The organism is Kitasatospora sp. GP82 (assembly GCF_029892105.1).
Classification (GTDB): Bacteria; Actinomycetota; Actinomycetes; order Streptomycetales; family Streptomycetaceae; genus Kitasatospora.
The window spans coordinates 218,235-241,835 of sequence record NZ_JARZAJ010000002.1 but is presented as its reverse complement, the minus strand read 5'-3'; the positions used below and the strand labels follow the sequence as shown (position 1 = coordinate 241,835).

Annotated in this window: 19 protein-coding genes and 1 pseudogene; 9 read left to right on the top strand and 11 right to left on the bottom strand. The window is 69.8% G+C overall.

The window, feature by feature from the left end; genetic code table 11:
* The gene (locus P3T39_RS02805; RefSeq protein ID WP_280695643.1) at nt 1-2,010 is read left to right on the top strand and encodes an AIPR family protein; all 2,010 of its coding nucleotides are present in this window, start codon (nt 1-3) and stop codon (nt 2,008-2,010) included.
* A 631-nt stretch (nt 2,011-2,641) separates the two neighbouring features.
* Here P3T39_RS02805 and istB read toward each other — a convergent pair.
* On the bottom strand, nt 2,642-3,484 hold the full coding sequence (istB, locus tag P3T39_RS02800) for an IS21-like element helper ATPase IstB (RefSeq protein ID WP_280695642.1): 843 nt from the start codon (nt 3,482-3,484) through the stop codon (nt 2,642-2,644).
* Nucleotides 3,484-4,752 carry an IS21 family transposase gene (istA, locus tag P3T39_RS02795; protein WP_280695641.1) on the bottom strand — a complete coding sequence of 423 codons (1,269 nt, stop codon included), beginning with the start codon at nt 4,750-4,752 and terminating at the stop codon, nt 3,484-3,486. The genes istB and istA overlap by 1 nt, the downstream gene beginning before the upstream one ends.
* 323 nt (nt 4,753-5,075) lie before the next feature.
* Between istA and P3T39_RS02790 the strand changes: the two genes are divergently transcribed.
* On the top strand, nt 5,076-5,957 hold the full coding sequence (locus P3T39_RS02790) for an alpha/beta hydrolase (protein ID WP_280695742.1): 882 nt from the start codon (nt 5,076-5,078) through the stop codon (nt 5,955-5,957).
* Nucleotides 5,958-6,197: 240 nt separating this feature from the next.
* Here the strand turns inward: P3T39_RS02790 and P3T39_RS02785 are convergent, their stop codons facing one another.
* Nucleotides 6,198-6,473 (bottom strand): hypothetical protein, encoded by a 276-nt coding sequence (locus P3T39_RS02785; protein ID WP_280695640.1) that lies wholly within the window; start codon nt 6,471-6,473, stop codon nt 6,198-6,200.
* Between the two features lie 81 nt (nt 6,474-6,554).
* Between P3T39_RS02785 and P3T39_RS02780 the strand changes: the two genes are divergently transcribed.
* From P3T39_RS02780 to P3T39_RS02770, 3 genes are all read left to right on the top strand, one after another.
* A complete protein-coding gene (locus tag P3T39_RS02780; RefSeq protein ID WP_280695639.1) occupies nt 6,555-6,902 on the top strand; it encodes a type VII secretion target in 348 nt (115 codons plus the stop codon).
* A gap of 14 nt (nt 6,903-6,916) precedes the next feature.
* On the top strand, nt 6,917-8,587 hold the full coding sequence (locus P3T39_RS02775) for an alpha/beta hydrolase (protein ID WP_280695741.1): 1,671 nt from the start codon (nt 6,917-6,919) through the stop codon (nt 8,585-8,587).
* A gap of 416 nt (nt 8,588-9,003) precedes the next feature.
* A complete protein-coding gene (locus P3T39_RS02770) occupies nt 9,004-9,195 on the top strand; it encodes a hypothetical protein (protein WP_280695638.1) in 192 nt (63 codons plus the stop codon).
* A gap of 324 nt (nt 9,196-9,519) precedes the next feature.
* Here P3T39_RS02770 and P3T39_RS02765 read toward each other — a convergent pair whose 3' ends face one another.
* Nucleotides 9,520-10,137, bottom strand: a complete 618-nt coding sequence (locus tag P3T39_RS02765; protein WP_280695637.1) for a maleylpyruvate isomerase family mycothiol-dependent enzyme — start codon at nt 10,135-10,137, stop codon at nt 9,520-9,522.
* Nucleotides 10,138-10,238: 101 nt separating this feature from the next.
* Between P3T39_RS02765 and P3T39_RS02760 the strand changes: the two are divergent.
* Nucleotides 10,239-11,135: pseudogene (locus tag P3T39_RS02760) on the top strand (LysR substrate-binding domain-containing protein); the annotation flags it as partial.
* Nucleotides 11,136-11,468: 333 nt separating this feature from the next.
* Here P3T39_RS02760 and P3T39_RS02755 read toward each other — a convergent pair.
* The 6 genes from P3T39_RS02755 to P3T39_RS02730 all read right to left on the bottom strand — a co-directional run bounded on the left by P3T39_RS02755 (nt 11,469) and on the right by P3T39_RS02730 (nt 17,924).
* Nucleotides 11,469-12,299, bottom strand: coding sequence for an ABC transporter permease (locus P3T39_RS02755; RefSeq protein ID WP_280695636.1), 831 nt, complete (start codon nt 12,297-12,299; stop codon nt 11,469-11,471).
* On the bottom strand, nt 12,296-13,174 hold the full coding sequence (locus P3T39_RS02750) for an ABC transporter ATP-binding protein (protein WP_280695739.1): 879 nt from the start codon (nt 13,172-13,174) through the stop codon (nt 12,296-12,298). The genes P3T39_RS02755 and P3T39_RS02750 overlap by 4 nt, the downstream gene beginning before the upstream one ends.
* Before the next feature lie 375 nt (nt 13,175-13,549).
* A complete protein-coding gene (locus P3T39_RS02745; RefSeq protein WP_280695635.1) occupies nt 13,550-14,293 on the bottom strand; it encodes a hypothetical protein in 744 nt (247 codons plus the stop codon).
* 185 nt (nt 14,294-14,478) lie between these two features.
* Entirely contained in the window at nt 14,479-15,489 is a 1,011-nt protein-coding gene (locus P3T39_RS02740) for an MASE1 domain-containing protein (protein ID WP_280695634.1), read from the bottom strand.
* A 147-nt stretch (nt 15,490-15,636) separates the two neighbouring features.
* Nucleotides 15,637-16,479, bottom strand: coding sequence for a PP2C family protein-serine/threonine phosphatase (locus P3T39_RS02735; RefSeq protein ID WP_280695633.1), 843 nt, complete (start codon nt 16,477-16,479; stop codon nt 15,637-15,639).
* Nucleotides 16,480-16,718: 239 nt separating this feature from the next.
* A complete protein-coding gene (locus P3T39_RS02730) occupies nt 16,719-17,924 on the bottom strand; it encodes an alpha/beta hydrolase (protein ID WP_280695632.1) in 1,206 nt (401 codons plus the stop codon).
* 312 nt (nt 17,925-18,236) lie between these two features.
* Between P3T39_RS02730 and P3T39_RS02725 the strand changes: the two genes are divergently transcribed.
* From P3T39_RS02725 to P3T39_RS02715, 3 genes are all read left to right on the top strand, one after another.
* Entirely contained in the window at nt 18,237-19,928 is a 1,692-nt protein-coding gene (locus tag P3T39_RS02725) for an alkaline phosphatase family protein (RefSeq protein WP_280695631.1), read from the top strand.
* A gap of 322 nt (nt 19,929-20,250) precedes the next feature.
* Entirely contained in the window at nt 20,251-20,862 is a 612-nt protein-coding gene (locus tag P3T39_RS02720; RefSeq protein WP_280695630.1) for a DUF6542 domain-containing protein, read from the top strand.
* Nucleotides 20,855-22,513, top strand: coding sequence for an LCP family protein (locus P3T39_RS02715; protein WP_280695629.1), 1,659 nt, complete (start codon nt 20,855-20,857; stop codon nt 22,511-22,513). Before P3T39_RS02720 ends, P3T39_RS02715 begins: the two co-directional genes overlap by 8 nt.
* A 162-nt stretch (nt 22,514-22,675) precedes the next feature.
* Here the strand turns inward: P3T39_RS02715 and P3T39_RS02710 are convergent, their stop codons facing one another.
* On the bottom strand, nt 22,676-23,371 hold the full coding sequence (locus tag P3T39_RS02710; RefSeq protein WP_280695628.1) for a PhzF family phenazine biosynthesis protein: 696 nt from the start codon (nt 23,369-23,371) through the stop codon (nt 22,676-22,678).
* Nucleotides 23,372-23,601 lie beyond the last annotated feature (230 nt).

Genomic DNA, 23,601 nt, shown 5'->3' with positions numbered 1-23,601 from the left:
ATGGCCGCCGTCGACCAGTCCTCGTTTGCCAAAGATCTCGTGAACGAGGTCATGGCGACCGGGGAAGCCGAGCGGAGCAACCTACCCGAGGTCTTCACCCGTTCCGTACTCGAAGACTTGGAAGAGGCAGGGGTCGTCAGCAACTACTTCACGGCCTACCATGCCGTGCCGAGCCGCCTGATGATCCACGGCTATGGCTTGGATGACGCAGCCCAGTGCCTGGACCTCTTCGTCACCGAGTTCCAGACCGCGCCGCTGGAGGGCAAGCTCACCAAGACGCGGACAGCGACGCTGTTCCGCCAGTTGCTTGCGTTCCTCAGTCAATGCAGCAAGGTGGCAGAGCAGTTCGACGACTTCGTCGATGTACGAGAAATGAGCCTCGCCGTCGAGAGGGCCCTTCCCGGTCTCGCCAAGATCCGGCTGTTCCTCCTGACGAACTGCATCAGCAGTTCCCCGACGCCGGTAGCCACTGAGTTCAACGGCATCGAAGTCACCCATGAGATCTGGGACTTGCCGCGTCTGCACCGTCGGGCAACCTCCGGTGCCCTCGGCGAGCCGATCATCGTGGAGTTTGAGGAGCCGCTCCCCTGCCTGGCTGCCGAGAGCACAGAACCGGACTACTCCGTAGTCATGGCCGTCGCGCCCGGCCAGCGCCTCGCCGAGCTTTACGGCGAACACGGCCCCGGCCTCCTGGAGTTGAACGTGCGCTCGTTCCTCCAGACCCGAGGCGCCGTCAACCGAGGTATCCGAACTACGCTGCTCAAGGCCCCTGGACGCTTCCTCGCCTACAACAATGGCATCACCGCTACAGCTTCCCGGGTGGACTTTGTCCAAGACAGTGCCGGACGCCCCATCGCCATCCGCCGCATTCACGGTCTACAGATCGTCAACGGCGGCCAGACCACGGCCTCGCTGCACTATGCCCTCAAGCGAGACAGGGCCGACCTGTCCAATGTCTTCGTTCAGATGAAGCTCTCTGTGGTCGCGCCGGAGCGCCTCGCCGAGATCGTCCCCAAGATCTCCGAATACTCCAACACTCAGAACCGTGTCACCCTGGTCGACTTCAGCTCCAATCACGCCTACCACGTCGCCGTTCAACGCATCACCCGCGTGCTGTGGGCAGAAGCGTATGATGCAAGCGGCCAAGCAACCCACTGGTTCTACGAGCGCGCCCGTGGCCAGTACGCGGACGAGCTCGCCAGCCGCACCCCGGCGCAGCAGACCAAGTTCAAGGTGTTGTGCCCCAGCAAGCAGAAGTTCACCAAGAGCGACCTGGCGAAGTACGTCCACTCCTGGGAACAGCTTCCCCACCTGGTCAGCAGGGGCGCGCAGAAGAACTTCGCCGAGTTCATGATCCGCATGCAGGAGCACGAGCCCGTGGTCGACGCCATCTACTGCCAACGGCTCATTGCGAAGGCGATCCTCTTCAAGGCCGTCGATCGGATCGCGTTCACCTTGGGTGCAGGCAGTCACAAGAGCATCGTCACGACCTACACCATCGCCCGCCTGTCCAGGGCCGTCGAACTTTGCCTTGACCTGGACAAGATCTGGCAGATGCAGCAGATCTCCCCCGTTCTGCAGGCCGCCCTCTACGATCTGTGCCAACGGGTGATGACCACGGCGACGAACCCCACGAAGGGAAACCACGTGGGCGAGTGGGCCAAGTCCGTGGGCTGCTGGAACGCCGTATCTGAGGTCCAGTGGACCGTCCCTGATGCGCTGAAGGCCGAACTGCTATCCGAACCGCTGGCCGATCGGATCGAGGCTGCCGACGGATCCACCGACCCTCGGATCGAGGAGGTTCTGGCCGTCACAGCCGAGGAGTGGACTGCCATCGAGCGCTGGGCTAAGGAGACCCGCACCTTGGAGCCTCCGGAGCGCCAAGCCGCCGCAATCGTCGGCCGGCGCCTAGCGGCGGGCGAGTCGGTCAGCCGTGCCCAGGCGGAACAGGCCCTGCAGGCCCGCAGCGAGGCACTGCGCCAAGGATTCAACCCGGCTTACGATGTTTAGGCCATCCCCTGGCAACTCCCTGGCCTTGATGGCCAAGTCGGGTGAAGGGTGCATGGGACATCGGTGGTTTGGCTGCTGAATAGGGGGTGGGCCAGGGGTACGGGAGTGGAGGCAGTGGGCCGAGAGTGGCGGAGTGGTCGTCATTGCGGGTAGCCCTCAGTCAGCGAAGACGAAGGGTCGACGTAACGCCCGACTGGGGGCCGGCGGCACTTCCAGGGATACCTTGTCGAGTCCGCCCACCCGGGGACAGTCCGGTCGGCGGCCGATGTGCGGTGTCGGGCCCGGCGGACGGTGCAGGTGTGGCACCAATCGCAGTACTGCGCGAGGAGCGGATCGCTTCTCGCGGGCCAACGAACCGGCCGTGTGCCAGATCCGTGCCAGATGCACCGGCGAACAGCAGCCGACAGGGGCCTGCGAGTCATCTCATGTCGATGGCGGCGTTCTGTATCGCCGCAGGTCAGAGGCAGTTTCGGCCCGGAGGGCCATAGATTCCCAAGCTTATAGCGCGAGTTCGATTCTCGTCGCCCGCTCCAGCGCTAAGCCGCAGGCCAGAGGCCTGCGGCTTGTGTCGGCAACGGCTGAAATCGGGCCGGTCTGATCGGTTCAATCGTGGGCCATCGTGCAGTCTTGTTCAGTCGTTGTTGGTGCCGCGAGCTCGGCCGAGTTCGCGGCCGCGCATGCGGTAGGACTCGCCTTTGAGGGAGTGGACCTCGGCGTGGTGGACGAGTCGGTCGATCATGGCGGCGGCGACGGTCTCGTCGCCGAAGGTCTCTCCCCAGCGTCCGAAGGGCTTGTTCGAGGTGACGATCACGCTGGCCCTCTCGTATCTGTTCGAGATCAGCTGGAAGAACAGGTTCGCGGCTTCTGCCTCGAACGGGATGTAGCCGACCTCGTCAATCACGATCAGCGGGTAGCGTCCGAGCTTGATCAGTTCGTCCTGGAGCCGGCCGGCCTGGTGGGCGGCGGCCAGGCGGTCGACCCATTGGGCGGCGGTGGCGAACGCAACGCGGTGGCCGGCCTGGCAGGCCCTGACCGCGAGCCCAGTGGCCAGGTGCGTCTTGCCGGTGCCGGGCGGCCCCAGAAAAACGGCGTTCTCCTTGGCCGCTATGAAGTCCAATGTTCCCAGGTGCGCGAGTTGTTGGCGCGTCATGCCGCGCAAGTGTGTGAGGTCCAGCTCCTCGATGGTCTTGATCGCGGGGAAACGGGCGGCGCGGATGCGGCCCTCGCCGCCGTGGCTGTCGCGGGCGGCAACCTCGCGCTGCAGACAGGCGACCAGGTACTCGGTGTGGGTCCAGGACTCGGTGCGGGCTCGCTCCGCCAGGCGCTCAGCGGCGTCCAGCAGCGCGGGCGCCTTCATCGCACGGGCGAGGAAGGCCAGGTCGGCGGCAGTCTGCCGGCTCGTTCGGTTCGCCTGGCCGTCCTGCTTGGCCGTGTCGATAGTGGTGGTGCGGCTGGTGGCGGTGGTGCGGGTCATCAGGTGTCCTCCTTCCCGGCGCCGCCCTCGATGAGGGTGAACATCCGGTCGTAGGAGTGGAGTTCTCTTTGCTCGACCTCGATGCCGAGGCCGTCCGGAGCCAGGAGTGAGGCCCGGGCGGTGGCCGCGCGGGCGGCCTGGTGGTGGATGACCTCGCCGCGCAGGATGTCGGCCGCGGCGGCGTGCTGGGGATCGGTCAGGGTCTGATGTCTGGCCCAGCAGCGGGTGTGTCGGGCGACGACATCGTTGCCGGCGATGACGGTGACCTCCTCGTTGTCGGCGCGGACCATGACGCGGTGGCTGATGGCGCGGGGATGGACGGAGTAGTCGCAGGTGTCGACGCGGACGTAGTGGTCGCGGCCGATGCGGGTGTGGAAACGCCACCAGTGCGGCGGTGTGACGGGCGGGACGGTCAGCATCGCGGCGCGGTCCGTCGCCCAGCGATCGACCGGCCGGGCGTCGATGGAGCGGTGGGTCCGTCGGTTGGCGATCTGCAGCCAGGCGGTCAGCTGGTTGTTGAAGTCGTCGGGGCCCGTGAAGACACGGCCGGGCAGGAAGCTGGTCTCCAGGTAGCCGTTCGCGCGCTCGACCAGGCCCTTCGCCTCGGGATCGCGGGGCCGGCAGAGATGGACCCTGACCGCCAGCAGGCCGGCGAACGCGGCGAACTCGCTGGTCAGCCTGCCCTTGCCGACGCCCGGCTCGTTGTCCCAGACCAGCATCTTCGGGACGGCTCCCCAGCCGTCGGCGAGCAGGCGCCAGTGGCCGTCGATCAGGTCACCGGTCTGCCGCGAGGGCAGCATCCGGGCGGTGATCACCCGCGAGTAGCCCGACACGATGACCAGGACCGGCGGGCGGCCGCACTGGCCGTAGCCCAGCGGGATGTCCACGGGCGGGAACCACAGGTCGCACTGGGCGAGCTCGCCGGGCTGGTAGACCGTCCGCGAGACCGGGTCCACCGGCAGGTAGGCCGGCCGCAGCTCGCGGACCCGTTCGCGCAGGATCGTCAGCCCGCGTTCCCAGCCGATCCGCTCCGCGATCACCGTGACCGGCATCGTCGGAGTCGCCTTCAGAAGCTCACGGATCGCCGGCTCCACCGCGTCGACCGCCGATCCCTTCAGTGGACGCTGGTACTTCGGCGGCCGGTCCGAGGCCAGCGCACGCGACACCGTGCCACGAGAGATCCCCAGCTGCCGGGCCACAGCCCGGGCCGACAGGCCCTCCGCCCGATGCAACCGGCGAATCTCGGCCCAGTCCTCCACGCGGATCACCCTCTCTTCCTCCTGACCTCCGAGCATTGAAGCCAGGATGATCAAGAGATCGCAGAGCGGCCCGCTTTTGATCCGCCGTCCGTGGTAGCCGTTTCACCCGTTGCCGACAGCTTGTTTCTTCGTCTGGACCAACCTTGGCCTGTCGTACCAGATTCGTGCCAGAAGGCCGCTGGCGCGGCGCCTGAGTGGCGGACTTCGGTTCGTCGAGTTCGACTACCGCTCAAGCCACTCCAGGTCTCGACGACCTGCATGGAGGACGTGAAGGTCAAGCGCTGCCGATAATCCGGGTGCGCTCCGACAGCCGATGCTGGGAAACTCCAAGCATGCCGATTGTCGAAGTCTCGCCCGGAGTGTCCATCGCGTACGAGGCGTTCGGTGACCCCTCTGGCGCACCTGTCCTGCTCGTGATGGGTCTCGGCGCTCAGATGCTCGCCTGGCACGAGGATTTCTGCCGCGCACTCGCCAATCGTGGCCGCTACGTGATCCGGTACGACAACCGCGACTGCGGGCTGTCCACCAAGTTCGACGATCACTCCGTCGACACGGGCCGGCTCATCACCACCGTAAGCTCGGGAGACATTCCGTCCGCCCTCGCGATGGTTCCCTACACGCTTCAGGACATGGCCGACGACGGCCTCGACCTGCTCACCGCGCTCGGAATCGAACGAGCTCACGTGGTCGGATCCTCGATGGGCGGAATGATCGCCCAGACGATGGCCATCGCCCAGCCGGCGCGGGTGCTGACCCTGACGTCGATGATGTCCTCGACCGGCGAACCCGAATACGGCCGGTCCACTCCCGAAGCCCAGGCGGTGGTCTCCAGTCCGAAGCCGGCAGACCGCGAGGGATACATCGCAGCGGCGGAGAGGGAACTGGTGTGGGCCTCCAAGCGATACGGCGACCCCGCAGTCCTTCGTGAGCTGGCTGCCAACAGTTACGACCGCGCGTACTACCCGGCCGGAGTCGGGCGTCAACTCGGAGCGATCATCCTCGGTGGCTCACGCGCAGATGCGCTCCGGAAGCTTCGGGTGCCGACTCTGGTGATCCATGGCCTGGATGACACGCTGATCGACCCCAGTGGTGGGGAACGCACCGCAGATCTCGTCCCCGGAGCGAAGCTCTTGTTGATCCCCGGTATGGGTCACGACCGCCCTCGCGAACTCTGGCCCGAGATCATCGACGCCGTCGAGGCGCACACCAGCTGAGCGCTACTCACTCTGCGCCCACGCGGTCGCCCACTGCGGATGGGACCGGGGTGAGGCGCCTGAGCAGACGGGCGAGACGGCCACGTGTAACGACGGCCATGTCTCGTTCGCAGCCGACACCGGTTCGGGAGCATGCTCGGGCCACAAGGACGTGCGGGTCTGGTTCAAGTGGGACGGGACACCGAAAGCAACCCGAACCTGCAGCCCGGCCGGCGGAGTGCTCGCCGGGCTGCGGGGAATTCACCCCTGACGGGACACCTCGGCAATCGAGGTAGTGTCCGCAACAGGCGGTTGCCGGCGGCGGCTGCGGATATCGAAGACGACGGCGCTGATGCCGTTGGAGATCTTGGTCTGCTGTTCGGCCGCGGCGTGCCGGTAGATCAGTGCGGCGCGGACGTAGGAGTGGCCGATCTGGCCCATGTGGCCCACGTGGCCCTTGAGGCCGGCCCCGGTGCCGGCGGCGAGGACGTTGCCGATGTTCGAAGGCGGGCGCCCTTCGGCCAAGTCCGGTGGCACCGCGTGGTGTTGAACCCACCGGTTCTCGGTGCGGGTTGCTCCTGGTGGTGTTGTCGGCGGCCTTCGCTATGGTTCGACACGTTGTCGATCAAGCTGGGGGCGGGCGTGCCGGGTCAGGGCGGTAGCGGGGGATTCCGGGTGCATCCGGAGGAGGTGCAGGCCGCCGGGAGGACGGCGGAGGACATAGCGGCGCAGGTGCCCGGCGAGATGGCGGGCGTTCTGGGGGCGTCGGACCGGACGGTCGGCGCGCTGGGTCCTTGGCAGACCGGTGCGGCGCTGCACGAGTGCACGGAATCATGGCGAGCGCTTCTGACCGGTCTGTCGGCCGAGATGGACCGCCGCGGTCAGAGCCTCATCACGTGCGCGCAGGGGTACCAGGACGCCGACTCGAGCGTGGCCGCCGAGGTCACCGCAGCGGCGAGGGGCTGACAGCCGTGGATCTCATGGCACTCCGGGACACCGACTTCGGCGGCATGTACGACACCGCCGATGCCTATGACGGCCTGGACAAGGCATTCGGCGGCCACGCGGACAGCTGGAACAGTGGCGTGGACCAGCGTGTGCGCGACTCCGGCTGGACCGGGAACGCCGGGGACACGGCCGGGCAGTCTCTGAGTCTGACCACGAGCAAGCTGCGCGCCGCGCGGGTCGAGCTGGAGATGATCGGTGAGGTGCTGCGCGGCGGCGCCGACGCCTTGTTCCTCGCGCAGTCCAAACTCCGCCAGGCCCTGTTTGACGCGCAGGCCGCCGGGATGAGCGTGAACGAGTGCGGGGTGGTCAGCCCACCTCCGCTGACGGGTGCGGACCGTCACGACCCCGACGCCAGGACGAGCCTGGAGGCCGAGAGCCACGGGATTGCCGACCGGATCACCGCCGCAATCGCCGAGGCCGATGCGGCCGACCGGGCCACTGCCGACCAGCTGCGCCACTACACCGCCAACGCGCGCAACGGCAACGGCCTCAACCTCCAGTCCGCGACGATGGACCGGCTGAGCACCACCCGCACGCCGCTGGACGCCCTCCTGAATGGCATGCCCAAGCCGGATGCCTCGCCGGCTGCCGTCAACTCCTGGTGGAAGGGCCTGACACCGGACGAGCAGCAGAGGCTGATCAAGACCCATCCCGAGCTCATCGGCAACTGCAACGGCATCCCCAGCCTCGCTCGCGACCAGGCCAACCAGATCGTGTTGCCCAGGCTGGTCGACACCTACCGGAACAAGCCCCAGCCGCTGTCGCCCGATGACCAGCAGAAGCTGGACGGCTTCCAGCGGATCCAGGACCGCCTCGACGGGAAGGTCGACGGCGGTGAGGGACGCCCGGGCTCCAACCCGCCGCTCCTCCTCCTCGGGATCGGCGAAGAAGGCCAGGGGCGCGCGATCCTGTGCTGGGGCAACCCCGACACGGCCAAGAACGTGTCCTCGATCGTCCCCGGGCTGAACAGCAACCTGGTCGGCGCCGGAGGCGGCGACACGGCCAGCGCGAAGCGGATCTACGACGCTGCGCAGGGCACAGAGCTTCATCCTGATCCCGGTTCCACCGCTTCGATGATCTGGCTCGGTTATGACGCGCCACAGCAGGACGTCTCGGTCGCCACCAAGGACCGTGCGGTCGTGGGCGCCGCCTCGTACGACCAGTTCCTCGCGGGTCTGCGTGCAACTCACGAGGGGGGTGCCCCCGCTCACGTGACGTCGATCGGACACAGCTACGGCTCGCTGGTCGTCGGCCAGGCCGCACAGCGTCAGGGCGGGCTCCCGGCCGATGACATCGTCCTGGTGGGCAGCCCGGGAACGGGTGCTGACAACGCGTCGCAGCTGGGGGTCGGCCAGGGCCACGTCTACGTCGGCTCCGCAATGTGGGACCCGGTCACCCACCTGCCGTCCGGCACCAACATCGTGCTGCCGGGAACAGGCCAGCTCCTTGACCCGGACGGCCTGTGGTACGGCAAGGACCCGGCCAGTGCGGGCTTCGGGGCCCAGCGGTTCCAGGTCGACGACGGCGCGGTGTGGGACTCCCACGACAACTACTTCAACGGCAAGGGCGGTGAGTCTCTCTCGAACATCGGCAAGATCGTCGCCGGTCATCCGGAGAGGATCAGTCGCGAGGCGGGGCGATGATGACGGGGCGGAGTCCGAACTCCAGGGCAAGGCGGAGCGGTGGGGTCCGCCGTGGGCTGACGGCTCTGCTCGGAGCCTTCGCGCTGGCCGTTCTGAGCGGCTGCTCGTCCCCTCCTCCCGCGACCTCTGACGACGACGCCCATCGGAGGCTGGAGGCTTTCTTCGCGGATACCGCCGCCGCAGTAAGTCCCAAGGTCCAGTGGACGGCCGGAGCATATGAGATCGAAGCCGATCGCACGGGCTTCTGCGGCACCCAGGGCTGTGACAAGAGCGGCCGTGCCAGCCTGGGAGGTACTTACTGGGTGAAGACCAGGGTCGCGAAGGAGAAGAGCGGGCTGTTCCGTGATCAGCTCACGCGTCATTGGGCTGGGCAGGGACTGAGGGTCGAGTCCAGGCCTGCTGCCGGAGAACTTGTCGTGCGTGACTCCCAACATGCGGTGCGCCTGGTCTGGCTCGGTGGTGAGGTCGGCTGCTTCAGACTGGAGAGCTCTCTGGGCAATGTCGGGGACGCCACCAAGCCGGACGACACCGTGGGGTATCCGTTCGGGCGGCCCGTTGAGGGCGAGCAGGCATGCGGGACGGTGGACGATCCGTACTGGTCGCACTGACGTGGGTCGGCCGTTCCGGCAACGGGGCTCCGCCCCGGGGGAATCCGTCGGCGTCGGAGTACCGGCGGTCGGTGCTGTTGTCCCGGCCGATCCGGCTCGAAGTGGTTGGCGGTGGTCGGCCCTTGTCCCATTCGACCTCGGTTACGACCAGGCCGGTGGTGCCGTCGGCGTACTCGTCGACCACCCAACGGCCCCGGAGCGGGGGCTTATCAGTGCCACACCCACGATTACGGACTTCCCGCACTCCGCGGCGGGCGATTCGTCGTGTAGACCTCAGGTCCGGCACACGGAAGTTGTTCTCCTCGGCCCGCCGGTGGGCCGGGCTCAGGCAGCGACGAAGCGCTCGCGCATCTCGCCGTGGAGGTGGCCAGGGGGGAGCTTGCGGCCGTATGCGAGCAACAGGAGGTCCTGTGCCGTACCGGACAGGGGTGTACCGGTGCCGAGTGACCAGTCGAGGTCGCTGGCGCGCAGTTCGATGCCGCCCAGGTCGGCTCCGAAGAACTTGAGGGTTCTGGAGTTGACGCTCTCCATGAGGATGCGCAAGCGGTCTTCGGGGACCTGACGGCCGAGGCCCAGCGCGACTGTGATGTCCAGGCCGTGGATCACGTCGTGACCCAACGCCGCCGCGATCCCGCCGACCGGTGGCTTCCAGGGGTGGCCCGCGTTGTCGCCGAGTGACGCGGCGAGCTCGCGAGTCGAGTAGGTGGCCGCGTCCTTGCGGGCGCACCGGTCGGTCATCCGGTTGAGGCTGCCGCGCGCTTTGACGAGTTCCCAAGCCATCGTGGGAAGCGAGTACCGGAACCCCATCGTCATATGGGCGGCGACCTCCCTTACCCGCCACCCCGCGCACAGAGTCGGCGCGTCCCACTGCCCGGCCGACAGCCCGTCCAACAAGGCCGCCAGCTCCCGGCGTTCGGCCGCGATCGCGGCTCTGATGTCCATCGCTGTGCTTCCGTGCGTCGTGTTCCCCATGACCTCGAGAGTGTCGGCAGCGCAGCCAGAAGTCCAAGAGTTTGTATGTCTCGCGGCTAGCATCACCAGTTATGGAGCTTCGAGAGCTGCGGTACTTCGTCGCTGTGGTGGAGGAGGCTGGCTTCACCCGCGCCGCCGCCCGCTTGCACCTGGCGCAGCCAGGGGTGAGCGCCCAGGTACGGCGGCTCGAACGGGAACTCGGGCAGCCGCTCTTGGACCGCTCCGGCGGCTCGGTGACCCTGACGGAAGTGGGCGAGGCCGTACTGCCGTATGCGCGGGCCGCCCTCGCCGCCGTCGAGGGGGTACGCCAGACCGTGGACGAGTTCACCGGGCTGCTCCGCGGCCGTGTCGCGATCAGCCTCGTCTCGGGTGCCACCGCCCACGAATTCGACGTGGCTTCCGTCCTGGCCGACTTCCATGATGATCACCCGCAGGTCGAGATCGCACTCGCCGAAGACACCTCGGAACGGATGCTCGCAGCCCTGCGGCGCGGCGAACTCGACATCGCCGTGATCGGACTGGCGGATGAGGAACCCCCGCCGGGCATCTCTCTCCAGATTGTGATCGACGAGCCCCTGGTCGCCGCTCTGACGCCGGCCGACCCGCTCATCACGCATCCGGGCTGCACGGGCGTTCCGTTGGCAGCCCTCCGCGGCCGTCCGTTGATCAGCCTGCCGCGCGGCACGGGTCTGCGCGGGGTGCTTGACCGCGCGTGCGCGCAGGCCGGTTTCCAGCCCCGCGTCGTGTTCGAGGCGGCTTCTCCGCGGCTCCTGGCGAAACTCGCCGCCCGTGGGCTCGGCGTGGCCATCGTTCCGGCGCTTCCGGCCGACGCGGCGTCAGCCTTCGGGCTGCGGACGCTGGAGATAACCGGGCCGCAGCCACGTGGCCGGGTCGCGCTGGCCTGGCGGACGGACGGCCCCGGCAGCCCCGCGGCCAAGGCCCTCCTGCATCGACTTCGGACGGCTCTCTCCGCGTCAGGGATGCCCGGCCGCAAATCAGTTGATCCGGACGATCTCGCCTCCCGGCCCATGCCGGAAGACGAGGTCCGCAGCCGGGAGGATTTCGCGGCGTTCATCCGTGAGTTTCACGCCGAGTACCTGGAGCGCGGCGATGACTGGGAGAACGCGACGCTCGATCGCTTTCTCGATGCCCTCGCGGGATGGGTCGAGGACTCGCCCGGGTGGTACCGCAACTTCGGGCGCGACCTGCCGGCCGAGGGCGACTGGAGCTTCTTCGCCCGTGCGCTGGGAGCGGCCACGGTCTATGAGTGAGCTGCCGTGTCGGCGTTCGGTGGGACAGGGTTAGTAGGCCGCCTTGGTCAGACGCTTCTGCTCCCGCTCGGAGAGGCGGCTGCCGGATTCGCGGGCGGCCATTCGGCGGAGCAGGCGTGGGGCCAGGAGGAAGCCCAGGAGTACCCAGGCGGTGAGGGCGCCGAGGGTTGCCAGGTGCTGCCAACTGCCGTTCGGTTCGTAGGATTTGGCGGCGTCGGGAAGCAGGGCGGAGCGCACTCCCTGGGCGATCCAGCGCAGGGGGAAGGCCGAGGCGACATCCTGTAGCCAGGTGGGAAGGTTCCGGAGTGGTGAGAAGGTCCCGGACACGAATATCAGGCCCATGACGGGCATCAGGTAGAGGGCAAGGGCCTCCCGCGCAGGCAGCAGTGCTCCGATGGCGGCGCCGATGGGGACCACCGCGGCGATTCCCAGGAGCAGTACCCAGCACAGGGTCAGCCACTGTGTCGGGCTGCTCGGGAGACCGACTCCCAGCAGTGCGGTGCCGCCGAGCAGCAACACGGCGATGGACGCGATCATGGTGGCCAGAACGAACAGCGTCTTTCCGGTGAGATAGGCCGTCATCGCGCCGGGGACGCCGCGCAGCCTCAGCAGTGTTCCGTCCTCCCGGTCGCCGAAGAGGAACTGCGGAACGGTCATCAGGCCGAACATGAAGATCGTGGACCCCACTCCGCCGGCCGGCACCAGCTGGGTCGTCTGACCCTTGTCTCCTCCGGCGCGCCAGTAGGCGACGGCGAGGAAGATCAGTGGCGTCGACAGGTACGAGTAGAAGTCCTTGCGGCTGCGCAGGACTTGGCGGAGTTCGATGGCGGCGCGCAGCAGGCCGAGGCGGAAGGGGTTCACGGCGTCTCCGTCCGGATGGCGGTGGCGGTGGCGGTGGCGGTGGCGTTGGCGGTGGACTCGGCGAGGTCGGCGGACACCATGCCGAGATAGGTGTCCTCAAGCGTCGGGCGGCGTACTTCGAGCCCGGGGATCGGGCCGCCGTACTGCTGGTGCAGCTCCCAGACTGCGTGTGACGGGTCCGCCGTGAGCTGCCGTCGCGGCGAACCGTCGTGGTCGGTCCAGCGGACCTCGGACCGGGCCCGGGCGGCGGCGGCGAGCTCGTCGAGTGTGCCGACGGCGGTCAGGCGGCCGGCCTGCAGGATGCCGATCCGGTCGGACAGTTGCTGTGCCTCGGTCATGTCATGGGTGGTGAGCACGATGGTCATGCCGCCCACGTCGCGGAGTCCGCGGATCAGTTCGTGGAAGTCCCGGCGCGCCTCGGGGTCGAAACCGGTGGTGGGCTCGTCCAGGAACAGCAGTTCGGGGCGGCCGATGATGCCCATGGCCACATCGAGGCGCCGTCGCTGACCACCGGAGAGCTTGGCCGTCTGCTGGTCCGCCTGCGCGCTCAGACCCACCGTGCGCAGCAGCTCGGCCGGATCGAAGGGCTCGGCGTAGTAGCCGGCGAAGTGGTCGAGCAACTCGCCCACCCGCCAGCGGCCGTGGTCGCGACTGGACTGCAGGACGATGCCGATCCTCGCCCGCCAGGAGGGGTCGTCCCGCTCGGGGTCCTGTCCGAGCACCTCCACCTCGCCCGCAGAACGCCGACGGTAGCCCTCCAGGATCTCGATGGTGGTGCTCTTGCCCGCCCCGTTGGGGCCGAGCAGCCCGAACAGTTCACCGCGGCGGATCTCAAGGTCCAACCCGTCGAGTACGTCCCGCTGTCCGTACCGCATCCGCAGACCCGTCGTGCGTACCGCCAGGTCGTGCACGCCCCCGTCGGCTGCCGCGCTCTCCCGCACGGTCGTCGTCATGACGTCCCCCGCCCGTCCTTGCTCGGTCGTCCACCGTCCCTCGGCCGAAGGCTCGTCGCCGGCCGGCAACGGGCTGAGCACAGGAGGGAATCCGGTCGTCGCTTACGTCTTCAGCGTTTCACCGCCGTGGTGGTGCGGGCAGTGCGGGTTCTCACCGGCGGGCAGTGCGTGTCTCACGGAGGGGCAGTTACAAATGTCATCGGCCAGATCTCATCGGCCAAATGTCACTGGCGGCTCGGCGGCTCGGCGGCCCAGCGGCCCAGCGGCCCGACGTACGGCGGACTTGCGAAGGCTAGGTCAGCAGGCGGTGCCGAGGGCTTCGGCGAGGCGGGTGTCCTGATCGGCGGAGAGGCCGAAGCGGACCGTGCGGGGGCTGTGGTCGCCGGTGCAGCGCAGGACGCGGCTGACGCCGGTGGCGGGGCTGCCGCCGCCGAGCGGGGAGCCGGCCCCTTCGAAGTACCAGGCCGGGCTGCCCCAGAACGGGTGGTCGAGCAGCGCCTGGGCGAGGGTGGCGCGAACCTGTGGGGGAGTGCCGATCGCGGCGAGGGCGCTTGCGACGGTGACGGCGGCGTCCGAGGGCAGGTCGGCGTCGCCGAGGGCGGGCAGCAGGAGGAGCAGGCGGACGCGCGGGTCGGTGATGCCGGGGCCGTTGCCGGGATGCCGGGCGAGGTGGGTGAGTTCGCGCCAGGCGAGGCCGGGCCCGGCGAAGTGGCCCTCGATGCTGGCCAGGGAGCCCGGCCGGGCCCAGTCGGGGTGGGCGAGCAGGAAGTCGATCCCGGCGTCGTCGGGGAGGTTGCGGTGGACGATCTGGATGGTGTGCCCGTGCTCCAGGGGCAGCCGGAGGACGGGCCAGGCGCCGGGGTCGTTGAGGGTCTCGTACGCCGCGTCGGCGTCCGCGCCGTCGGTGCCGAACTGGGCCGGTTCGGGATCGAAGTCCTCGCCCTCGGCGAGCCACAACAGGTACGCGGCCCAGAAGCCGGGGAGGGTGAGCAGCTCCTCGCCGGTGGTCAGGGGGTTGTCCTCGTATCCAGGGATCAGCACGGGAGCATGCTGCCATCCGGCACTGACACGGCGGTAGTTGGCACGGGCGCGTAGCCGAGCCGGCCGGGCCTGGCACCCGGCCGTCGCCGCGCTGGTGGCTGCGGACGCACCGGCTGCGGACGGCACCGTAGGGGACGGGCGGAGCGACCGGTCGGGTTGGGCCGTGCCCGGCCGGAGTGCCGGGCTCAGCCGGTGGCCCAGGGGCCTTCGTCGTCCGGTGGCGGCCATCGGTGGGTGCTCTCGCCCGGGGCGAGGCGGGCGACGACTTCGGCGAGGTCGGTGCAGGCCTCTTCGATCTTGCGGTAGGTGCTCTTGCGTTCGGCGACGACGGCAGCCAGCAGCAGGGTGGTCAGTGCGGCGGATCCGTTCAGGGCCTGGAGGGTGACCATGATGGCGAAGAGGCCGCGGTGGGCGAAGGGGCCGGCGTGGTCGGTTGCCGCCACCACCGTGAGGACGGAGACCACGAGGACGCACGGTGCGGCGCCCGCCAGTTGGAAGCGCAGAGCGGCCCAGATGAGCAGCGGGAAGACGAGGAACAGCAGGTCGAGGATGGTTCTGGTGACCAGGAGTGTCACGACGACGGTGCTGATCAGCAGGGCGACCGGTTCGGCCCAGCGGTAGGGGTTGAGGTCCTGGGGCAGCCGGGCGGTGCGGAGGACGAGCAGGAGCGGTGTGACCACGAGTACGCCCATCGCGTCGCCCGTCCACCAGGCCGACCAGGTCGACCAGAATCCGCTGGGCGGGAGTGCGCCGTCGAGGAGCAGCGAGGTGCTTCCCACGGTCGCGCTGATCAGCATTCCGGCGAGGGCGCCCAGGAACACCAGCGCCACGCCGTCCCGTAGCCGGTCCAGCTCTACCCGGAAGCCCACACGGCGCAGCATCAGGCAGGCGCACACCGGGGCGAGGGTGTTCCCGGCGACGACCCCGAAGGACGCGGCGTTCCACGGCCCGATGGTGAGGATCACCAGGGCGGTGCCGAGCGCGATGCCCGGCCAGATCCGGATTCCCAGGAACAGCAGGCAGGTCAGGGCGATGCCCGTGGGTGGCCAGAGCGGGGTGACCACCGCCCCCGCGACAACCACCTGTTGCAGCAGGCCGAGCCGTGCGGCCGTGAGGTAGACGGCGGCGACGGCGACGATCCGAAGGGCTGCTGCGGTGAGCCGCCGGAGTTCCTCGTTTCGCACCACATCAGCCATCAGACAACGTCCCGTACGTGACATCGGATGTGACACGCGCAGCCGGGCTCTTCACGTGGGCCGGCTCCACCCGCCGCTGCTGCCCACCGCTATGCCCGCCGCTGCTGCCGGTCGCCGCTGTCGGCTGTTGCAGTCGGCCGTTGCAGGTCAGGGGGCGTGCGCCGCCCCGTCGTGGCACAGGACCAGGACGGCGGCGTCGTCCGTGTGGCCGGTGAGGTCGGCCACCTTGATGACCTCGGCCGCCAGTCTGCCGGGATCCGGATCCGGCCCGGCGTCCACTCCGGCCCGGACCACCCGGCACACCTGCTCAAGGCCGGCCTCGATGGGGAAGGAGGGGCCTTCGACCACGCCGTCGGTGAGCAGGACGAAGGCCCCGGCGGCCGACAGGCGGCGCCTGGTCACCGGGTAGGTCTCGCCGGGCAGGATCCCGAGCGGCAGGCCACCGGCGTCGTGGGCGATGCCGCTGTGGCCGTCGGCGGTGGCCCAGACCGCGGGCACATGGCCGGCCCTGGCATCGGTGAGCTCCCAGGTGACCGGGTCGAAGCGGAGGAAGCTACAGGTCGCGAAGAGGCGGGTGTCCATCGACAGCAGCAGGTCGTTGGCCCGGCTCAGGACCTCGCCCGGGTCGGCGGAGGCCGCGGCCACGGCGCGGAGCCCGACCCGGACCTGTCCCATGTACGCGGCGGCCTCGACATCGTGGCCCTGGACGTCGCCGATGGAGAACCCGAGCGCCCCGTCGGGCAGCCAGAAGCCGTCGTACCAGTCGCCGCCGATGGCCAGGCCGTTGCGGGCGGGGGCGTACCGGGCGGCGGTCCGCAGCCCGGGCAGCTCCGGCAGCGCGCCGGGGAGCAGCTCGCGCTGAAGGGCCTCGGCCAGCTCCACCCGGGCCTTCTGGAGTTCGGCGCGCTCCAGCGCCTGGGCGGTCAGCCGTCCGAGCTCGTTCAGCAGGTCGTCGGCACTGGTCGGCCGGGGGGCGCGGTGTCGGGGCATTGACCCTCCGAGGTGCGTCGGGTCATGGGCGGCCGTTGCAAGGCACCTCGTAACGGCGATGCCTCGGGGCTTCGTGACCCGGCCACCGTCGGTGCCTCATCGTCTGTGCCTCACCGGCGGACCCAATCGAAGCTGGAGGCGTAGCGAAACCCCGCGTTCATCATATTTCTGCAACCGGGCTTCCGCTTGATGGCGTGACACTGCGTGCGCGGGCCGGTGCGCAGCTGTGGACCGGGCGCTCAGCGCCAGAGCGTGTCGAAGGTGTGAATGGCCTGCTGGGCGGCCGGGGCCAGGCTGTCGGAGGCAGCGCCGGACGGGGCGCTGGTGGAGGTGGCACTGGCGGAGGGGGACGCGTCGGCGGAGGCAGCAGCAGAGGGGCCGGCGGGCTGGAGGAGGTGGTTGACCCCGGGGAGGGTGACCAGGCCGGGGCCGGTGGTGCCGGCGGCGGTGAGGGCGGCGAGCAGTGGTCCGGTCGTGGAGCAGGGGACGTTGGTGTCGGCGGTGCCGCAGGTGACCATGACCTCGGTGCCCTCGGCCACCTGGCGGGCGAGGCTGGGCGGGTAGACCGCGTCGTCGGTGCGCACGAAGGTGGCGTTGGCGTTGAAGTCCTCGAAGACGGCGGCGACCGACGCGGGCATGCCGGTGGTGTCGGCCGGGCGCCCGTCCCGGAGGTCGGTCACGGCCTGGGCGATATCGGCCTTGATGTCCCCGGCCTCGGCGGCGTCGAGCCGGTCGGCCGTGACGGCGGCGTCGAGGCTGCTGTCCAGCTGGAGGGTGGCGAGGTCCAGCAGGCGTTCGTCCTGCGGTTCGAGCAGGACGAGACCGGCGGGTGCGGGCCGGGCGAACTGGGCGAGCTCCAGCGCGATCATGCCGCCCTCGCTGTGCCCGGCGATCGAGAGCCGGTGCGGGTCGGTGGTGGCCTGGGCGGCCAGGAACCGGTACGCGGCGTCGGCCTGGCGGACGTAGGCGGCCAGGTCGAGGGTGGCTGCCTTGCCCTCGTACGCGCCGAGGCCGGTCCGGCCGGTGCCGTACTTGTCGTAGCGCAGGGTGGCGATCCCGTCGTCGCCCATCAGCCGGGCGATCTCGGTGAGGGTGTAGGGCGTGAGCCGGGGCTGGTTGCCGTCGCGGTCGGTCGGGCCGCTGCCGGGGAGCAGCAGGGCGGCCGGGAGCCTGGTGCCGGCGGTGTGTGCGGGGATGTGCAGGGTGCCGTAGGTGGTGGTGCCGTCGACGACGAACGAGATGCTGTGGTCGCTCGCCGCCGGATTCTCGGCGGCGGCCGATGCGGCAGCCGCCGGGGTGGTCGGGCGGGCGCTGGGAGGGGCAGCTGCTTCGCCGGCCTCGCCGGTGGTGCAGCCCGTCAGCAGTGCGGCGCCCATGGCCAGGGCGGTGGCTGCGGCCAGGGCGGTCGTGGCGCGGGGCGGATGGTTGCGAAGCCGTACGGGCATGGCTGCTCCAGGTGAGAGCGGCGGGCACGGCGGTCGACGGAGCCGGGGGCCGTTCCAGCTCCTGTATAGGTCAAGGTGCGGCACCGTGCGAGGCGGCCGGGAGCGCGTCGACCGGCGCGAGGGCAGTGGCCCGGCAAGCGGCGGTGAGCGGGCTCCGGGGCAGGACGGAGAACTCGCCGCCCCGTTGCGAGGTGGCCGAAGTTCCCGCTCTTCCGGGGGAGTTCATATGCACGCCGCAGCGCGTACACCGGGGCTCACTACTACTGACGCGAGCTCCCTGCCGCCCGTCCGCGAGTACCTCCAGGAGACGTTGTGACCCGTAGAGCCACCCGATCGGCCCGTTCCGCTCGAATCACCCGAACCGCCGCCGTGCTCAGTGCCACCGGACTGCTGGCCGGTGCGACCGTCGCCCAGGCGTATGCCGCTGGTGACGCGGGCCGGTCCGGTGCGCTGCACCGTGCCGCCGCCAGGCATGTGCTGCTGATCTCCGTCGACGGACTGCACCAGTCGGACCTGGAGTGGTACGTCGCCCGGCACCCGCAGTCGGCGCTGGCCCGGCTGGTCGGCGGGGGAGTGGAGTACACCGGGGCGAAGACCACCACGCCCTCCGACTCCTTCCCCGGCATGGTCGCCCAGTTGACCGGCGGAGGGCCGGGCACCACCGGTGTCTACTACGACGACACCTACGACGCCGCGCTGCTCCCGGCCGGCACCACGCACTGCACAGGCGTCAGGCCGGGAGCGGAAGTCGACCTGACGGAGGACCTGGACAAGGACAAGAGCGCGCTCGATGCCGGTCAGGGGCTCAAGGCCCTTCCGGGCAGCATTCTTTCGATGACCGGACGGGCGGCGGAGGTCATCGACCCGGCCAGGCTTCCGGTGGATCCCAGCACGTGCCGCCCGGTCTACCCGCACTCCTACCTCCAGGTGAACACGGTCTTCGAGGTCGCCCGCGCGGCCGGTCTGCGGACCGCCTGGTCGGACAAGCACGCCGCCTACGACATCCTCAACGGCCCGTCGGGCAACGGCATCCAGGACCTGTTCGCGCCGGAGATCAACAGCGATGCCACCGGCTACCCGGCAGGGAGCGACTGGACCAAGGACAACAAGGCCACCGAGCAGTACGACGGTTACAAGGTGCAGGCCGTCATCAACCAGATCGACGGGTACGACCACAGCCGTACGCACCGGGTCGGCACCCCGGCGGTCTTCGGGCTGAACCTCCAATCCGTCTCCACCGCACAGAAGTTGCCGAGTTCGGACGGTCTCAAGGGCGGCTACGCGGCTGCGAACGTGCCCGGCCCGCTGCTCGCCAGGAACCTGGACTTCGTCGACGAGCGGATCGGCGAGCTCACCGCCGAACTGCGCAGGCAGCACCTGTCCGGGAGCACGACGGTGATCCTCTCCGCGAAGCACGGCCAGTCGCCCGCCGACCCCGCCGCGCTGACCAGGGTGGACGACGGCCCGCTGCTGGACGGTCTCAACGCCGCCTGGAAGAAGCTGCACCCGACGGCCGGGGACCTGGTGGCGCACTCCGTGGACGACGACGGTGTGCTGCTCTGGCTGAACGACCGTTCGCAGGCCGCCGCCGACTTCGCCAAGAGCTATCTGATGGCGCAGAACGGCACCGGTACCGATATCGACGCCAAGCCCAGGCCCTTCACCGCAAGCGGTCTGAGCAAGGTCTACGCCGGGGCGGCCGCGGCCGACTACTTCGGCGTCAGGGCGGGGGACGCCCGCGTCCCCGACGTCTTCGGTCTCGCCCAGTACGGCGTCGTCTACACCGGCGGCACCAAGAAGATCGCCGAGCACGGCGGCGCGCACGCGGACGACCTCAACGTCCCGCTGGTGGTCTCCGGTGCGGGCGCCCCGAGCGGAGTGCGCAGCGGCGCGCCCGTGCAGACCAAGCAGATCGCGCCGACGATCCTGCGCCTGCTCGGCCTGGACCCGCACGCGCTGCAGGCGGTGCGGCAGGAGCACACCAAGGAGCTGCCGATCCGCTGATCGCAGCCGATCGTCGCTCTACCGTCGGGGCCGTACGCCGGGTGGCGTGCGGCTCTGACGGTTTTCAGCGCCACTCCGGCGGCTGTCGCTCGTTGCACGTAACGGGGTGGAGCAGGGTGTACACACCTGCGGGTGACTTTGCTGGAGTGCCTTTGTATGCTTCGCTGATTCTCTACACGTCTGTAGAGCTGTGCGTCTCGGCAGGCATGGGGTCCCCGGCGGTCACGAGGTCGCACTCGCGTCCCTCTCCTGCCGTCCGCCATGGTCAGGGGCTGAGGCTGGACGCGCCGCTGCAACAGCCGAGCTGACGAGGGGTGTGGGCATGGCGGGACAACGGGCGCGCGCGCCCTACGACGAGGCGGAACTCCGGCGTCAGCGCCCGGTCCCGCCCGCACGGCGCTCCGGCGAGGGCATGGCGCGCCGGCCGGGCGCCGCCGCGGGCCCGCGTACGGACGAAACCGCGCTGCCGCGCCCGGCAGAGGCGGGCCGGCGCAGACCTGGCGCCGCCCGCGTGCCGAGCGCCCGGCGCGCCGCCGCGACAGCGCGCAGCTCCCCGAGCAACCGCGGCCGGATGCCCGCCGCCCTGCCGGCGCTCGGGCTGCCGGTGCTCGGGGCCGTGATCGACGCGGTGATCGGGTCCGGGGTGGGCGTGGTGTTCGCGGTGTGCGCGGTGCTGGGCACGGCCCTGACCGCGCTCCTCAGCAGTCGGGCCGGTTGGTGGTGGGTCGCCACCTCCGCGCCGGTGGTGGTGCTGGCGGTGGCCACGGGAACGGAGTACCTCGTCAACGGGGACAAGTACCAGGGCAAGGCGCTGGCGACCGGCGCACTGCGCTGGGTGGTGCACGCCTTCCCGGTGATGGCGGCGGCGGTGTCGGCCGCCCTGCTGGTGGTCGTGGTCCGGACGCTGCGGGAGGGAAGGGGCCGGCGTGGCTGAGAGCAGGCAGGGCGGGGCCAAGCGCAGACAGCAGGGCGGGCGCACCGCCCGGTCGCGGCTCTCACCGATGCTGATGGCCGGCCGGGCCGCGGCCTGCGCCGTCTCGGTGACGGTGCTCGGCGCGAGCGGCTTCACCTGGTACGAGCTCAAGGACCTCTCCGACGGCCTGACCACCTCCAGCGCGCTGGACGAGGCGCGGCGCAACGCACCGCCGCACCTGGACAAGTCGGTCAACCTGCTGCTGATCGGCCTGGACAGCCGCAAGGACATGGACGGCAACGACCTGCCCCCGGACGTCGTCGAGAACGAACTGCACGCGGGCAGCAGCAGCGACATCGGCGGCTACAACACCAACGCCCTGATCGTGCTGCACATCCCGGCCAACGGCGGCAAGGTGATGGCGCTCTCCGTCCCGCGCGACGACTACGTCCAGACCGTCGGCGCCGACGGAAGGATGCACAAGGTCAAGGAGGCGTACGGGATCGCCAAGGACGCCGCCGAGAGCAAACTGAGCGGCAAGGGCCTGTCCAAGTCGGAACTGGAACGGCAGAGCCGGGAGGCCGGGCGCTCGGCGACCATCCAGACGGTGCAGAAGTTCCTCGACATCCCGATCGACCACTTCGCCGAGGTCAACCTGATCGGCTTCTACGACATCGCCCAGGCTTTGCAGCCGATCCGGGTCTGCCTCAACAAGGCCGTCGACGACCCGATCATCTCCCGTACGGCCACCCGCGAGGGCGGCGGCACCGGGCTCAGACTCCCCGCCGGCTACAGCGATCTGAACGCGGCGCAGGCCCTCTCCTTCGTCCGCCAGCGGCACAACCTGCAGGGTGGCGACCTCGACCGCACCCACCGCCAGCAGGCGTTCATCTCCTCCGTCGAGTACAAGCTCAAGCAGGACGGAGTGATAGGCGATCTGGGCCAGATGCAGAAGCTGTTCGACGTGGTGAAGAAGGACGTGGTCATCGACAACCGGTGGGACATCCTGGACTTCGCCCAGCAGGCGCCCAACCTCACCGGCGGCAACGTCGAGTTCAACACCCTGCCGATCAGCGGCTTCAAGACCGTCGGCGGGGAGTCCGTCAACACCGTCAACCCCGAGCTGATCAAGCGGATCGTCCAGCAGCTGTTCGGCCGCGACCCGGCGCCCATGCCCGCACCCTCCGACAGCGGTGGCGGCGACTCCGGGGTCTCCCCGGCGGCGGACTCCAGCGGCCCGTCGACAGCCACGGCGAAGGGCACGGTGGACGTCTACAACGCGTCGAACGTGTCCAAGGCGGCAGCCAACGAGTCCAGGGCGCTGACCGACCTGGGCCTCAAGGCCGGCCGGATCGGTGAGGCGAGCACCCACCCGAGGTCCACCACCGTGGTCTACGGCTCCGGGGCCAGGAGCGGCGCGGAGCAGGCCGCGGCCAGGTACGGGGTCACCGCGACCGCGTCCTCCGCCGTCCCGGCGGGCCGCGTCGTGGTGACCCTCGGCACCTCGTACACGCCTGCGGCCGCCGCGGTCCCGAACGACTCGACGGTCGCCGCCACTTCGGACAAGCCCACCCCCTCGTCGAACGCCGGCGCCGCCACGCCGGACCCCACAGCCACCCTGCCGATGCAGGGCCCCGCAGTGAAGGCCGGCGGCATCCCCTGCGTCGACTGACCCGGACCGCTGCGCGGCTTCTGCGGACGCGCGAGCGGTGGTTTTCCGGGGCACAGGCAACGGCTTCTGTGGGGCGCGAGCGTTGGTCAAACGGAGCCCTGCGCCCCTGGAAGAACCACTCCCGCACCCCGGGGAGGGTGCATTCTCACCGTCTGCGAAGGCTCACAGCGTGCGTACCTCGTGTGGGAACACGCGGCCGCCGATCTCGACGTGGCCGTCCGGCAGTGGGCGGGTGAGCAGTTGGGAGCCGATGCCCTGGCGGATGTCGAGTGCGCGGTTCAGTTCGCCGGTGAGGATGATTCCTGCCGCGCCGGTGGCTTCGTCCTCGTCGATGCCGTCACCACGTCCCGGGAAGCCGCGAGCGCGGACCTTGCCTGCGGCCTCGTCGCGCCAGGCCCAGGCGTAGAGCCAGCCGGTACCGGGTGGTGGGACGGTGAGCGCGTCCACGGCGGCGGGGGTGTCGTGGCGGAGGGTGCGCCGGCCGGAGGCCCAGGAGGCGCGGGCACGGATCCAGCTGAACTCGCCGTCCTGCCAGGCGGGTACCTCCCCGGCCTGCGGTTGGAGTACCGCAGGGCCGTCAACCCCCGGGCCGGGGATCAGGCCCGACTGCCGCAGCAGCCAGCCGGTGCCGACCAGTGGATGTCCGGCGAAGGCAAGCTGCACGCTCGGCGTGTGGATGTCCACCACGCCGCGCGCCGCGTCGTCCACGAAGACCGTCTCGGAGAAGCCCAGTTCACCCGCGAGCCGTTGCCGCTGTGCCGATCCCGGAACGGCCGGGCCGTCGAGAACAACGCCCAGCAGATTCCCGGCAGTGCCGTCCGGGCCGCAGAAGACGCGGAGCACGTGGAGCTCGGTCATACCGCCGCCCCCGTCCGGTCCCCGGCTTCTGTGCTCGTCCCCGTGCGCATCCTCAAGTCGCCCCTTCCACTCGGCACCTGTCCCGCTCGACCCTAGACCCTCGGGCAGTTCACGGCGGTGAACCCTCGACCTGACGGTGTTGGGCGCGATGGCTTGCCCGGAATTTCCGCAGGACGGCACGATCGGACTGCGGATTCGGCCCGGGGTGGCAGCACCACACCCGTGGATGG

What these genes read in the sequence shown, in the direction of transcription:
- P3T39_RS02765 (WP_280695637.1), bottom strand. Translation starts at nt 10,137, where the DNA reads ATGGACATCAGAGCCGCGATCGCGGCCGAACGCCGGGAGCTGGCGGCC.
- P3T39_RS02710 (WP_280695628.1), bottom strand. Translation starts at nt 23,371, where the DNA reads ATGACCGAGCTCCACGTGCTCCGCGTCTTCTGCGGCCCGGACGGCACT.
- P3T39_RS02735 (WP_280695633.1), bottom strand. Translation starts at nt 16,479, where the DNA reads ATGCCCCGACACCGCGCCCCCCGGCCGACCAGTGCCGACGACCTGCTG.
- P3T39_RS02750 (WP_280695739.1), bottom strand. Translation starts at nt 13,174, where the DNA reads ATGCGGTACGGACAGCGGGACGTACTCGACGGGTTGGACCTTGAGATC.
- P3T39_RS02790 (WP_280695742.1), top strand. Translation starts at nt 5,076, where the DNA reads ATGCCGATTGTCGAAGTCTCGCCCGGAGTGTCCATCGCGTACGAGGCG.
- P3T39_RS02805 (WP_280695643.1), top strand. Translation starts at nt 1, where the DNA reads ATGGCCGCCGTCGACCAGTCCTCGTTTGCCAAAGATCTCGTGAACGAG.
- P3T39_RS02720 (WP_280695630.1), top strand. Translation starts at nt 20,251, where the DNA reads ATGGCGGGACAACGGGCGCGCGCGCCCTACGACGAGGCGGAACTCCGG.
- P3T39_RS02775 (WP_280695741.1), top strand. Translation starts at nt 6,917, where the DNA reads ATGGCACTCCGGGACACCGACTTCGGCGGCATGTACGACACCGCCGAT.
- P3T39_RS02730 (WP_280695632.1), bottom strand. Translation starts at nt 17,924, where the DNA reads ATGCCCGTACGGCTTCGCAACCATCCGCCCCGCGCCACGACCGCCCTG.
- P3T39_RS02740 (WP_280695634.1), bottom strand. Translation starts at nt 15,489, where the DNA reads ATGGCTGATGTGGTGCGAAACGAGGAACTCCGGCGGCTCACCGCAGCA.
- istB (WP_280695642.1), bottom strand. Translation starts at nt 3,484, where the DNA reads ATGACCCGCACCACCGCCACCAGCCGCACCACCACTATCGACACGGCC.